The organism is Streptomyces sp. VNUA24 (assembly GCF_029167005.1).
Lineage (GTDB): Bacteria > Actinomycetota > Actinomycetes > Streptomycetales > Streptomycetaceae > Streptomyces > Streptomyces scabiei.
Genome location: NZ_CP119143.1, coordinates 3,077,702 through 3,090,640, shown reverse-complemented (window position 1 = coordinate 3,090,640; position 12,939 = coordinate 3,077,702). Strand labels below are relative to the sequence as shown.

General features: G+C 72.4%; 12 protein-coding genes and 1 pseudogene. 7 read left to right on the top strand and 6 right to left on the bottom strand.

The features are described from left to right. Positions 1–12: 12 nt before the first annotated feature. The gene (locus PYR72_RS12920; RefSeq protein ID WP_275455481.1) at positions 13–666 is read right to left on the bottom strand and encodes a class I SAM-dependent methyltransferase; all 654 of its coding nucleotides are present in this window, start codon (positions 664–666) and stop codon (positions 13–15) included. A gap of 87 nt (positions 667–753) precedes the next feature. Continuing rightward, on the bottom strand, positions 754–1,209 hold the full coding sequence (locus PYR72_RS12915; RefSeq protein ID WP_275455480.1) for an SRPBCC family protein: 456 nt from the start codon (positions 1,207–1,209) through the stop codon (positions 754–756). A 158-nt stretch (positions 1,210–1,367) separates the two neighbouring features. Between PYR72_RS12915 and PYR72_RS12910 the strand changes: the two genes are divergently transcribed. Beyond that, entirely contained in the window at positions 1,368–2,633 is a 1,266-nt protein-coding gene (locus PYR72_RS12910; RefSeq protein WP_275455479.1) for a cytochrome P450, read from the top strand. Between the two features lie 110 nt (positions 2,634–2,743). Here PYR72_RS12910 and PYR72_RS12905 read toward each other — a convergent pair whose 3' ends face one another. Further along, positions 2,744–3,220 (bottom strand): hypothetical protein, encoded by a 477-nt coding sequence (locus PYR72_RS12905; RefSeq protein WP_343245524.1) that lies wholly within the window; start codon positions 3,218–3,220, stop codon positions 2,744–2,746. Positions 3,221–3,364: 144 nt separating this feature from the next. Between PYR72_RS12905 and PYR72_RS12900 the strand changes: the two are divergent. From PYR72_RS12900 to PYR72_RS12890, 3 genes and pseudogenes are all read left to right on the top strand, one after another. Further along, positions 3,365–4,009: pseudogene (locus PYR72_RS12900) on the top strand (carbohydrate ABC transporter permease); the annotation flags it as partial. Positions 4,010–4,011: 2 nt separating this feature from the next. Further along, the gene (locus PYR72_RS12895) at positions 4,012–4,629 is read left to right on the top strand and encodes a hypothetical protein (RefSeq protein WP_275455478.1); all 618 of its coding nucleotides are present in this window, start codon (positions 4,012–4,014) and stop codon (positions 4,627–4,629) included. Positions 4,630–4,671: 42 nt separating this feature from the next. Beyond that, positions 4,672–5,118 carry an ankyrin repeat domain-containing protein gene (locus PYR72_RS12890; protein ID WP_275455477.1) on the top strand — a complete coding sequence of 149 codons (447 nt, stop codon included), beginning with the start codon at positions 4,672–4,674 and terminating at the stop codon, positions 5,116–5,118. 54 nt (positions 5,119–5,172) lie between these two features. On the opposite strand, the gene PYR72_RS12885 is transcribed toward PYR72_RS12890, so the two are convergent. Continuing rightward, on the bottom strand, positions 5,173–6,189 hold the full coding sequence (locus PYR72_RS12885) for a LacI family DNA-binding transcriptional regulator (protein WP_275455476.1): 1,017 nt from the start codon (positions 6,187–6,189) through the stop codon (positions 5,173–5,175). 111 nt (positions 6,190–6,300) lie between these two features. Between PYR72_RS12885 and PYR72_RS12880 the strand changes: the two genes are divergently transcribed. After that, the gene (locus PYR72_RS12880; protein WP_275455475.1) at positions 6,301–7,452 is read left to right on the top strand and encodes a Gfo/Idh/MocA family oxidoreductase; all 1,152 of its coding nucleotides are present in this window, start codon (positions 6,301–6,303) and stop codon (positions 7,450–7,452) included. Between the two features lie 60 nt (positions 7,453–7,512). Here PYR72_RS12880 and PYR72_RS12875 read toward each other — a convergent pair whose 3' ends face one another. Together PYR72_RS12875 and iolD are read right to left on the bottom strand one after the other, a co-directional pair. Continuing rightward, on the bottom strand, positions 7,513–8,283 hold the full coding sequence (locus tag PYR72_RS12875; RefSeq protein WP_275455474.1) for a GntR family transcriptional regulator: 771 nt from the start codon (positions 8,281–8,283) through the stop codon (positions 7,513–7,515). A 139-nt stretch (positions 8,284–8,422) separates the two neighbouring features. Then, complete coding sequence (iolD, locus tag PYR72_RS12870) at positions 8,423–10,300, bottom strand: 3D-(3,5/4)-trihydroxycyclohexane-1,2-dione acylhydrolase (decyclizing) (RefSeq protein WP_275455473.1); 1,878 nt, start codon at positions 10,298–10,300, stop codon at positions 8,423–8,425. Positions 10,301–10,833: 533 nt separating this feature from the next. Between iolD and PYR72_RS12865 the strand changes: the two genes are divergently transcribed. Then, complete coding sequence (locus PYR72_RS12865; RefSeq protein ID WP_275455472.1) at positions 10,834–11,853, top strand: sugar ABC transporter substrate-binding protein; 1,020 nt, start codon at positions 10,834–10,836, stop codon at positions 11,851–11,853. Positions 11,854–11,858: 5 nt separating this feature from the next. After that, positions 11,859–12,935 carry an ABC transporter permease gene (locus PYR72_RS12860; protein WP_275455471.1) on the top strand — a complete coding sequence of 359 codons (1,077 nt, stop codon included), beginning with the start codon at positions 11,859–11,861 and terminating at the stop codon, positions 12,933–12,935. Positions 12,936–12,939: the final 4 nt, after the last annotated feature.

The window sequence follows — 12,939 nt, the reverse complement described above, 5'->3', positions numbered from 1 at the left end:
GCTCCCGGAGGTTCACACGGGCTTGCGCGCCAGCACGTACGCCTGCGGGGTGGCCGCAGTGGTGTCCGGCCCGTCCGCCTCCCGCACCAGCCGCGCCGACTCGACGAACTCGGCCTGGACCAGTAGCTCCGCGACCAGACCGGGCGGAAAGCGGTGCACGTCGAGGTCGAGGGAATGACCGTACGCATGCGACAGGTGCACGGACTCGTCCCCCACCTTGTACGCCAGCGCGAGCAGGCCGCCGGGGGCCAGGACCCGGTGGAACTCGCGGAAAAGGAGCGGGAGTTCGGCGGGCTGAGTATGGACTGTCGAGTACCACGCGAGCGCGCCCGCCAGCGAGCCGTCTTCGAAGTCGAGCGCGGTCATCGCGCCCACGTCGAACCGCAGCCGCGGGTGCGCCCAGCGGGCCACGGCGACCATCTCCGGCGAGAGGTCGATCCCGCAGATGTCGAGCCCCAGCGAGGCCAGATGCCCGGTGACCCGCCCTGGACCGCATCCCAGGTCCGCCACGCGGCCCCCTCCTGCGCCCAGCACCCGCTCGGCGAACACCCCGAGCATCGCCCGTTCGAACGGGCTGTTCGCCAATTCGTTTCTGAGCAGCTTCTCGTAGTCGCCGGCGACCGTGTCGTAGGACGCCCGGACGGCGTGCTCGTGGTGAGTGGTCATGCTCCGCGACGGTAGCCGGGAGGTCTGACAACGACGCCGGGACCGGGGCCCTTAGCGCCGTCGGGCGAACGCCCTGGTGGCCGGGGCTCAGTCCTGTTGTCGGCCGTCGGGTGCGAGCAGTGTGTCCACCGCCCGGCCGAACGTCCGTCGTGCCACGAGCGCCAGCGGTCGGTCGAGGAGGGTCGGTAGTCCGCGCACCCGCAGGTCCTCCCGCCACACCACACGGGACGTACCGGCGTCGTGCGGGTGGACCTCGATCTCCGCCCATCCGGTGACGAACGAACCGTGCTTGACCAGACGGCAGTGCCCGGGCGCCCCTCCTTCCGGCGGCTGCCAGACCGTGACCTCCATCGGGTCGTCGAAAGCGAGCGGGCCGAGGCCGCTGCGGGCCACGAAGACCGTGCCCAGCGCGTTCGGGGGAGGTGTGCGGACGGTGACGCGGGTCAGCGGGACGACTCCGGCGTGCCGGGGCCAGTCGGTGAGACGCTGCCAGGCGCGGTCCGCGGGGAGCGGGGGGAGGCGTTCCAGGAGGAAGAGAACCACGATGTGATCGTAGGCGCCCCGGTCCGTCCCTACCCCGTGCGACCCGCACGGGGTAGGGACGGCGAGGGGTAGGGCCGGCGCGGAGCCCTACCGACGGCCCCCGCCGTACGGCACCATGAGGCGCGACCGCACGTCCGCCCCGGCCGGAAGGTGCTCCCGTGGATGCCGAACTGCACGGCAGGCTCGACGAGTTGCAGCGCGATCCGTATCCGCACTACGCGCGGGCCAGGGCGGCGGAGGGGCTGACGTACGTCCCCGAGCTGGACTCCTGGCTCGTCGCGCGGGACGCCGACGTACGGGAGGTGCTGCGGCGCCCGGAGGACTTCTCGTCGGCCAACGCGCTGCGCCCCGACGTCATGCCCGCCCCCGCCGCGCTGGCCGTGCTCGGCGGCGGGTTCGGCGGCCGCCCCGTCGTCGTCACCGCCGACGGCACCCTGCACCAGGAGCTGCGGGCCCCCATCGTGCGCGGGCTGTCACCGGCGAGGGTCGCCGCCGTCCTCCCGTACGCCGAGGAGCGGGCCGCCGCCCTGATCGACGGCTTCGCCGAGAGTGGGCGGGTCGAGCTGATGTCCGCCTATGCGGGCCGCCTCCCCGGGGAAGTCGTCGGACGCCTCGTCGGCTTCGACCCGGAGGACGTCCCGGCGCTGGTCCGCGCCGGTCACCGGGCCGAACGGCTGCTGTTCCGGCCCATGACGGAGGCCGAGCAGATCGCGGCTGCCGAGGAGGTGGTCGCCGCAGCCCACCGTCTCGACGCGTTCGTGCGGGCCCGGCACGCCGACCCCCGCGAGGATCTGGGCACCGAACTCATCAGGTCCGTCGTCGGCAGTGGAAACGACAACGGCAACGACACCGCCACCGGTACGCACACCGACGTCGGTGAGCTGACGCTCGATCACCGCCACCAAGTCGTCTCCCATCTGCAGAACCTCCTGATCGCCGGACACCTGACCACGACCGCCCTCATCGGGACGGCCCTGCTGCACCTGCTGCGCGACCGCCGGCAGTGGGAGCTGCTGTGCGCCGAGCCGGAGCGCATCCCGGCCGCCGTCGAGGAAGCCGCCCGTCACGACACCGCGTTGCAGGGCTTCCGCCGGGTCACCACCCGGCCGGTCACCCTCTCCGGCACCGAACTCCCGTCCGGGACACCGGTGTTCCTGGCCTTCGGCAGCGCCAACCGGGACGGCTCACGCCACCCGCGCCCCGACGACTTCGACATCACCCGGCCCGCCGCCGGCCGCCACCTCTCCTTCGGCCTCGGCGCCCACGCGTGCCCGGGCTCGCAGCTCGCCCGTGAACAACTGCGCATCACCCTGCGGCTGTTGACGAGCCGCCTGCCGGGCCTGCGCCTCGCGGAGGACCAACGGATCACCATGCGCCCGACATTGATCCACCGCGCCCCGGAACGCCTCGACCTCGTCTGGTGACCTCCGGCGACATCCGCTGAACTCCAGGGGGCCGCTCCGGCACCGCCCCCGGACGACCCGCCCCCGGACGGCCCGGACGCGAACGGCCCGGACGCGGACCGGGCGGCGGTTCAGACGTCCAGCACCTCCCGCGCCGCCACCGGCACCCCCGTCTCCAGCGACCGGTTCGCCGCCAGCCCCGTCACCAGCGAGCGTGCCCCGTCCACCGCGTCGGCCGCCCGCCCCAGCGCGTCCGGTGCGCGCTCCCCGAACAGGTCGGCCAGCATGCGGACGTCGCCGCCGCCGTGCCCGCCCTCGCCGACGGCCGGCCTCACCTCGCGCGGCGGCTCCCAGAAGCGGCGGACCAGCAGTTCGGTCCGGCCGGCCCCCTCGCCGGCCTCGGCACCGTGCAGGACCGGGCCCGCGCCGGTCCCGCGGACGCCGGGGCGGGTCCAGGTGGACTCCTCCACCAGCAGTTCGAGGCGGCCCTCGCTGCCGTTGAACGCGACGCGGTAGCCCTCCCAAGGGGAGTAGGCCGTCAGGTGGTACGTCAGCGTGGCGCCGGAGTCGTAGCGGACGAGGACCGCCATGTCGTCCTCGATGCTCACGCCGGGGGCGAAGACGTTCCGGTCGCGGTGGTAGCCGTCCTCCCGCTCGGCGTCCAGGTAGAGGGAGGTGAGGACGGGGGAGTCCCGCAGGTGGAGGGCGAAGGGGTCGGTCTCGGCCGCCGGGGAGCCGTGGGCGCGGGTGTACGGCTGCTCGGCAATTCCCTGCTGATCGCGGGCGGCGCGGTCGTCGGGAACGTCCTGTCCTGCTCCCTGGCGGCGTACGCGTTCGCCCGCCTGCGATTCCGCTTCCGCGGACCGCTCTTCGCCTTCATGATCGCGACGATCATGCTGCCGCACCACGCCGTACTGATCCCGCAGTACATCATCTTCAACCAGCTCGGCATGGTGAACACCTACTGGCCGCTGATCCTGCCGAAGTTCCTCGCGACGGAGGCGTTCTTCGTCTTCCTCATCGTGCAGTTCGTGCGGGGCCTGCCGAGGGAGTTGGAGGAGGCGGCCCGCATCGACGGATGCGGACCCTTCCGCAGCTTCTTCTCGGTGATGCTGCCCCTCACCCGGCCCGCCCTGATCACCACCGCGATCTTCACCTTCACCTTCACCTTCATCTGGACCTGGAACGACTTCTTCACCCAGCTGATCTATCTGTTCTCGCCCGAGAAGTTCACCCTGACCCTGGCGCTGCGGTCCTTCGTCGACGCGTCGAGCACCTCGGCGTTCGGCCCGATGTTCGCCATGTCGGTGATCGCCCTCCTGCCGATCGTGCTGTTCTTCCTGGCGTTCCAGCGGTTCCTCGTGGAGGGCATGGCCAACTCCGGGATCAAGGGATAGGGGTGAGCGGTGTGCGCACCGGCAGGGAACGGGAGCCGGGCGAGATCTTCGGCCCGCGGATGACACTGTTCGCGGACGTGCTGAGCATCGGGATCGCGGTGACGGTGGTGAGCCTCCCCCTGGTGACCCTGCCCGCCGCGCTCTCCACGGCCTGCGCGCTGCTGCGGGGCGTACGGGAGGACCGTCCGGTCACGGCCGGCCGCTTTCTCGTGGCACTGCGGCGGCGCCTGCGCCCGGGTGACCTCGCCGCCGGACTCGTGGCCCTGACCGGCCTGGCGCTCGTCCTCGCCGATCTGGCCCTGGCGGCCGCCGGACTTCCGGGCGGGAGGGCCTTCGCCTTCCTCGCCGCGGCCGTCGGCGCGGGCGCCGCTGTGACCGGCCTGCGCGCCTGCGCCCGCCCGGAGTCGGTCGACGACTGGCCGGCGGCACTGCGGGCGGCGGCCCGGGACACGGTCCGTGATCCGGGCGGCAGCGCACTGGTCGTGCTGGCCGTGGCCACGGCGGCACTGAGCGCCTGGATGCTGCTGCCGCTCGCCCTCCTCGTACCGGGCCCGCTGGCGCTGGCCCTGACCGCCGTGGACCTTCGCGGAAAAGAGGTCGCCTCCCGGCCGGGCGTGTGATGGGCTGACGCACTCGCACGTCAGCGGCAGGAGGAGCGCAGGGTGAACAGGCGGCGGCGCAAGAAGTGGTCCGCACGGCTGGTGTCGGCCGCGATGGTCGGGGACACGACACGGGTCCGCGCGCTGCTGCGGGCCGGAGCCCCGGCCGAGACGACCGACGCCGAGGGGACGACACCCCTGTACGCGGCCTCCGTCCACGGAGCCGCGGACACGGTACGCGTGCTGCTCGCGGCCGGGGCCCGGCCCGACACCGAGAGCGGACGCGGCACGGAGGGCACGCCGCTGTGCGGCGCCGCGTGCTGGGGGCACACCGAGACGGTGCGGGCACTCCTCGACCACGGCGCCGACCCCGGCCTCCGCGAGGACCACGGCACGGGCCGCACCCCGCTCGACTGGGCGACCGCCGGCCCGCACCCAGAGACGGCGGCCCTGCTGCGCGCCGCGGAGGCGCGGTCGTCCGGGATATGTGACGAACAGTCAGAAAGCTGACGGGCCAAGGCAGTCGGTCTCCTCGGGCCAGGGCGGACCCGTCGCGCCGACGCCTCAGTGACCGGCCGGCGGGCCCGTGGTGCCGCGTACCTCCAGGGTCGGTGTGGTCAGGACGAGCCGGCCGGCGCGCGTCGGGTCCGCGATGCGGTCGAGGAGGCACTGGGCGGCGGCCCGGCCCACGTCGTGGCTGGCGTTGTCCACGGTCGTGAGCCAGAGGTGGCGCAGGCGGGCGACGTAGGTGTTGTCGTAGCCGACGAGGGAGAGGTCGTGCGGCACCCTCAGGCCCAGTTCCTCGGCGGCGGAGAGGGCGCCCACACAGGCCATGTCGTTGAACGCCACGACGGCGGTGGGGCGTTGGGCGGTGCCGAGCAGCCGGACCGTGGCGCGGTAGCCGCCCTCCTCGGTCAGGTCGCCGCGCTCGACGGAGGCGAGATCGCCCAGTCCGTGCTCGCGCATCACCGTCTCGAAGCTGCGGCGGCGCAGCGCGCCGACCACGCCGTCCCCGGCGATATGGGCGATGCGCCGGTGCCCGAGGCCGATGAGGTGCTCGGTGGCGAGACGGGCGCCGAGCTGGTCGTCGCCCGCGACGACGTCCACCCGGGGCAGCGTGGGCTCCCGGGCCCCCGCCACCACGGTCGGGACGAGCCCGGCCGCCGTGCGCAGGGCCTCGGACGGGGGCAGGGTGCCGACCGCGATCAGCCCGTCGACCCGCAGCTCGGTGAAGGTGCGGGTGAGGTCCTCGCCGAGCCGCCGGTTGAGATGGCCGTCGGCCAGCAGCATGCGCAGACCGTTGTCGTGCAGACGGGAGTTGAGGCCGTCCAGCAGCTCCACGAACCAGGGGTTGCGCATGTCGTTGAGGAGGACGCCGACCGTGCGGGTGCGGCGCTCGCTCAGGCTGCGCGCGGCGGCGTTCGGCCGGTAGCCCAACTCGTCCACGGCGGCCAGCACGGCCTGCCGCTTCTCCTCGCGCACCTGCTCCGAGCCGCGCAGCACCAGCGAGACCAGGGACTTGGACACACCGGCGCGCTCGGCGACGTCGCGGATCGTCGGGTTCGCGGGTCCGGGTCTCATGGCCTGGACCGTTCCACAGCACCGTGCCCGTGTCAAAGGGCTTGACAGTCCAGGGGCCTGCCCTCAGTGTGAGCGGCGTACGTGTTTGGAACGGTCCAAAAAGGGATGGTCATGGTGAGTGCGCTCGGTGTCGCCGTGGTGGGGTTCGGCTGGATGGGGCGGGTGCACACGCAGGCGTACGCCCGCGTGGCCCACCACTTCCCGCAGCTGCCGCTCAGGCCCGAGCTGGTCACCGTCGTCGAGGAGGTGCCCGGCCGCGCCGAGGAGGCCGCCCGGCAGTTCGGCTTCGCCTCGACCGCCCGGGACTGGCGCGAGGTGGCCGCCGACCCCCGCGTCCAGGCCGTCAGCATCACCGCGCCGAACTTCCTGCACCGGGAGATCGGCGTCGCCATGGCCGAGGCCGGCAAGCACATCTGGATCGAGAAGCCCGTCGGGCTCACCGCCGCCGACGCCCGCGCGGTCGCCGACGCGGCCGCCCGGTCCGGCGTCCAGGGCACCGTGGGCTTCAACTACCGCAACGCGCCCGCGGTGGAGGCCGCCCGCGAGCTGATCGCCGCCGGCCGGATCGGCACGGTCACCCACATCCGCATCCGCCTCTTCAGCGACTACGCCGCCCACCCCGAAGGCGCCCTGACCTGGCGGTACGAGCGCGAGCGCGGCGGCAGCGGCGTCCTCGGCGACCTCGCCTCGCACGGCGTGGACCTGGCCCGCTTCCTGCTCGGCGACCTCGCCTCCCTCACCGCCGACACCGCCGTCTTCGTCCCCGAGCGGGCCCGGCCCACCGGCGCCACCGCCGGGCACAGCCGCGCCTCGGGCGGCGAACTCGGCCCCGTGGAGAACGAGGACTACGTCAACTGCCTCCTGCGCTTCGCCTCCGGCGCCCGGGGCGTCCTGGAGGCGTGCCGGGTCTCCGTCGGCGAGCAGAACAACTACGGCTTCGAGATCCACGGCACCGAGGGCGCCCTCTTCTGGGACTTCCGCCGCATGGGAGAGCTGGGCGTCAGCAGCGGCGACGCCTACCAGGACCAGTCCGTGCACACCCTCTTCGTCGGCCCCGGCCACGGCGCGTACGGAGCCTTCCAGCCCGGCTCCGCCAACGCCATGGGCTACGACGACCTCAAGGTCGTGGAGGCGCACAACTTCCTGCGCTCGATCGCCGAGGGCACCCCGTACGGCACCACCCTCGCCGACGCCGTGCACAGCGCCACCGCGCTGGACGCGATGAGCCGCTCGGCGGCGTCGGGGGCGTGGGTGCACCTCTGAGCCGGGCGGCGGACACCGCCCCTGGACGGCTCCCGCCCCCGAACTCCCGCTCCCCGTGCGTCAGTTGCGGACGAGGAGCTGGAAGTCGAAGGAGTAGCGCGAGGCGCGGTAGACATGGGTGCCGTACTCCACCGCGCGCCCGGTGTCGTCGTACGCGGTGCGCTGCATGGTGAGGAGCGCGGCGCCCTCCGGCTCGCCGAGGCGCTCGGCCTCCTCGGCGGTGGCGAGACGGGCGCCGACGCTCTGGTGGGCGCTGTGCAGGGTGATGCCGGCGTGGCGCATCAGCTGGTACAGGCCCGTCGACTCCAGGCGTTCGGTGCCGAGGTCCAGCAGCCCGCCCGGGACGAAGTTGGCCAGGTACGCCACCGGCTGGCCGTGCGTCAGGCGCAGCCGCTCGACGAGGTGCACCTCGTCGCCCTCGGTGAGGCCCAGGGCCGCCGCCACCTCGGCGGAGGCCGATCGGACCTCGCTCAGCAGCACCCTGGTCGTGGGCCGCTGCCCGGCCGCCTCCAGGTCGTCGTAGAGGCTGCTCAGCTCCAGCGGCCGTTTCACCTGACTGTGCACCACCTGCGTGCCGACACCCCGGCGGCGGACGAGCAGCCCCTTGTCGACGAGCGACTGGATGGCCTGCCGCACGGTCGGGCGGGACAGGCCGAGCCGGCCCGCGAGTTCGATCTCGTTGCCGAGCAGGCTGCCGGGGCCGAGGGCGCCGTGCTCGATCGCCGACTCCAGCTGCCGGGCCAGCTGGTAGTACAGCGGCACCGGGCTGCTCCGGTCGACGCTGAGGCCGAGACTCCCTGTACTCCCCGTGTTCGAGCTGGTCACGCCCATGAGAGTAGCCGTCCGTCCGGATGACAGGAACCCCTGTCATCGCATTGTCCTGACATGAGCGGTGCGGGCCGGGAGTCCGGCCGGGTGCGGCACCGGGGGCCCGCCCGGCGGGGCCCCTCGCAGACGCGCGGCGCCCGGGTCAGAGGTGGCGTCGCCGGCCCGCCGCCGCGCGGTCGTACGCTTCGCGCGCCTCGACGGCGGCCGGACGGGAGGCGGTCTCGGCGACCGGGACGTCCCACCAGGCTTCCGCCGGCGGAGCGGTGGCCGCCGGGTCGGTCTCCACGTACACACAGGTGGGCCGGTCCGAGGCACGGGCCGTCGCGAGCGCCTCGCGCAGCTCCTTCACCGTCCTGGCGCGGACGACGTCCATGCCGAGGCTGGCCGCGTTGGCGGCCAGGTCCACCGGAAGCGGGGCGCCGGAGAAGGTGCCGTCGGCGGCGCGGTAGCGGTAGGCGGTGCCGAAGCGCTCGCCGCCGACCGACTCGGACAGGCCGCCGATGGAGGCGTAGCCGTGGTTCTGGAGGAGGACCAGGTTGACCGGCAGGCCCTCCTGGACGGCTGTGACGATCTCCGTCGGCATCATCAGGTACGTGCCGTCCCCGACCAGCGACCAGACGGCCGTGCCGGGCGCCGCCTGCTGGACGCCGATGCCCGCGGGGATCTCGTAGCCCATGCAGGAGTAGCCGTACTCCAGGTGGTACTGGCGCGGGCTGCGGGCCCGCCAGAGCTTGTGCAGGTCTCCGGGGAGCGACCCGGCCGCGTTGATGACCACGTCCTCGTCCCCGACGACCGCGTCCAGCGCGCCGAGCACCTGCGTCTGGGTGGGCGCGGCGTGCTCGTCGGCCGGGGTGTAGGCGGCCTCGACGACCCGCTCCCAGCGCTCCTTGCCGGCCCGGTACTCCGCCTCGTACGCCTCGCTCACCCGGTGGCCCTCCAGCGCCTCGGTGAGCGCCGTGAGACCGGCCCGCGCGTCGCAGACGACCGTCCGTGCCGAGAGCTTGTGGGCGTCGAACGCGGCGATGTTGAGGTTGACGAAGCGGACGTCCGGGGTCAGGAACAGGGTGTTCGAGGCGGTGGTGAAGTCGGTGTAGCGGGTGCCGACGCCGATGACCAGGTCGGCCGTGCGGGCGATGTCGTCACAGACGGCCGTGCCGGTGTGGCCGATGCCGCCGAGGTCGCCCGGGTGGTCGAAGCGCAGCGAACCCTTGCCGGCCTGGGTGGACGCGACCGGGATGCCGGTGGCGTCGACCAGCGCCTTCAGCGCCGGTTCGGCCTCGCTGTGGTGGACGCCGCCGCCCGCGACGATCAGCGGCCGCCGCGCGCCGCGGATCGCCCGCACGGCCCGGGCCAGCTCCACCGGGTCGGGCGCCGGACGCCGTACGCGCCACACGCGCTCGGCGAAGAACTCCTCCGGCCAGTCGTACGCCTCGGCCTGGACGTCCTGGGGGAGGGCGAGGGTGACCGCGCCGGTGTCGGCCGGGTCGGCGAGGACCCGCATGGCGTTCAGGGCGGCCGGGATCAGTGCCTCGGGGCGGGTGATCCGGTCGAAGAGGCGGGAGACCGGGCGCAGGGTGTCGTTGACCGAGACGTCGGCCTCGCTCGGGTGCTCCAGCTGCTGGAGCAGCGGGTCGGCGGTGCGGGTGGCGAAGTAGTCGCCGGGGAGGAGCAGTACGGGCAGGCGGTTGATGGTGGCGAGGGCGGCGCCGGTGACCAGGTTGGTGGCGCCGGGGCCGATGGAGGTGGTGACCGCCTGCGCGGAGAGCCGGTTCAGCTGGCGGGCGTAGCCGACGGCGGCGTGCACCATCGACTGCTCGTTGCGGCCCTGGTGGAACGGCATCGCCTCCTCGCCGGCCTCCAGGAGCGCCTGGCCGAGGCCCGCGACATTGCCGTGGCCGAAGATGCCCCAGGTCCCGGCGATCAGCCGGTGGCGCTCTCCGTCGCGCTCGGTGTACTGCACGGACAGGAACCGCACCAGCGCCTGGGCGACGGTCAGACGGCGGGTGGGCGACGGGGACATCGGGACCTCACGATTCGTGCGGGTAGGGGTGCGGGCGTCGGGCGGGGTGCCGCGGAGCTGTCAGTGTGGGGGCCGGTGCCTCGCGCCGGGCCGCGCCGCGGGGTTCGACACGCGCGGGAAGGCCGCCGATGTGCAACGGATGGAGATCGATTCCGACACGGCCGTCGTGACCGGATCGGGGGATTCGGCGGGCTCGGGCATGCGCGGCGCTCCTCGGGCGGGGGATGCGGGCCTCCGGACGCCCGCGGCGCCCGGGGATGCGCGCGCTCGGGTCCGGATGTATCCCAGGAATAGGACCCGAAGCGACCCCCTGTCAAGGCTTTGTACTGACATCCTGACTTGCTCCTGAAATAATGTCTTAACAAAGCCTTGACAGGGGGGTCCGGCAGGGGTTTGTATCCCGTCCCAACGAATCAGCGCAGTCGGCCTACCGGCACAATGATCCGGACTTTCCGAGTCCGGGCCCGCGCGGGCGCTCCGCCCGACGCTGTCCCGATCCCTTTCCCCCCGTCGCACAGTGAGGTGCAGGAAAGATGGACCGCACGTTTCACTCCCGCTCGCGCAGAGTGGCCCCCTTCTTCGCCATGGCGGCCGCGTCCGCGCTGCTGATAGCCGGCTGCTCCAGCGGTTCCGGCGGCAAGAAGTCCGAGGAGGGCGGGGCGGACGCCTCCGCGGGCAAGGCGAACACCCCCCGGATGAAGGTCGCGCTGGTCACCCACCAGGCCCCCGGCGACACCTTCTGGGACATCGTCCGCAAGGGTGCGCAGGCGGCGGCCGCCAAGGACAACATCGAGCTGATCTACTCGGCGGACCCGAACGCCGGCAACCAGGCCAACCTCGTCCAGAACGCGATCGACCAGAAGGTCGACGGCATCGCCATCACCCTCGCCAAGCCCGACGCGATGAAGGACGTCGTGGCCAAGGCGACCCAGGCGGGCATCCCGGTCGTCGGCCTCAACTCCGGTCTGAGCGACTGGCAGAGCCTCGGTCTGATGTCGTTCTTCGGGCAGGACGAGAGCGTGGCGGGCGAGGCGTTCGGCAAGCGGCTGAACGAGGCCGGCGCGAAGAAGGCCGTCTGTGTCGTGCAGGAGCAGGGCAACGTCGGCCTGGAGCAGCGCTGCGCCGGTGTGAAGAAGACCTTCGAGGGCGACACCCAGATCCTCAACGTCACGGGCACCGACATGCCGTCCGTGAAGTCGACCATCACCGCCAAGCTCAAGCAGGACACCGCCATCGACTACGTCGTCGCCCTCGGTGCCCCCTACGCCCTGACCGCGGTCCAGTCGGTCGCGGACGCCGGCAGCAAGGCGAAGGTCGCCACCTTCGACCTGAACAAGGACCTGACGGACGCGATCAAGAGCGGTGACATCCAGTTCGCGGTCGACCAGCAGCCGTACCTGCAGGGCTACCTGGCCGTGGACTCGCTGTGGCTCTACAAGAACAACGGCAACTACAGCGGCGGCGGCGAGCAGGCGGTGCTGACCGGCCCCGCGTTCGTCGACAAGAAGAACGTCGACACGATCGCCAAGTTCGCCGCGAAGGGCACCCGGTGATCTGAATGTCCCAAGCAACGGCTCCGGCGGCGAGTTCCTCGCCGCCGGCTCCGCCGGCCGGCACCCAGAAGGACGGGCGCACCGCACAGCGCTCGCTCGGACGGCGGCTGCTGGCGCGCCCGGAGGTCGGCGCGCTGATCGCCGCGATCGGGGTGTACCTCTTCTTCTTCTCGGTGGCCCCGTCCTTCCGGGAGGCCAGTTCGCTGGCGACCGTGCTCTACCAGGCCTCCGTCATGGGCATCATGGCGATCCCGGTGGCCCTGCTGATGATCGGCGGCGAGTTCGACCTGTCCGCCGGTGTCGCGGTCACCACCTCCGCCCTGACCGCCGCGATCCTGAGCTTCCAGCTCACGGTGAACGTGTGGACGGGCGTGATCGTCGCGCTGATCGTGTCGCTGGCCGTGGGGGCGTTCAACGGCTGGCTGCTGATCAGGACCGGTCTGCCCAGCTTCCTCGTGACCCTGGGCTCGTTCCTGATCCTCCAGGGCTCGAACCTGGCGGTGACGAAGATCTTCACCGGCAACGTCGCCAGCGACTCCATCAGCGACATGGACGGCTTCGACCAGGCCAAGAGCGTCTTCGCCTCCGAGGTCGGCATCGGCGGCGTCGAGGTCAAGGTCACGGTCTTCTACTGGCTGGCGTTCGCGGCGATCGCGACCTGGCTGCTGCTGCGCACGAAGTTCGGCAACTGGATCTTCGCGGTCGGCGGGAACAAGGACAGTGCGCGGGCCGTCGGCGTGCCCGTGAACTTCACCAAGGTCGCCCTGTTCATGGGCGTCGGCGCGGGCGCCTGGTTCGTGGGCATGCACCTGCTGTTCTCGTTCAACACCGTGCAGTCCGGCGAGGGTGTGGGCAACGAGTTCCTGTACATCATCGCCGCGGTGATCGGCGGCTGTCTGCTGACCGGCGGTTACGGCTCGGCGGTGGGCCCGGTGATCGGTGCCTTCATCTTCGGCATGGTCTCCCAGGGCATCGTCTACGCCAACTGGAACCCCGACTGGTTCAAGGCCTTCCTCGGCGTGATGCTCCTGATCGCCGCCCTCGTCAACTTGTGGGTCCGCAGCCAGGCGACCCGGAGGTGAACCA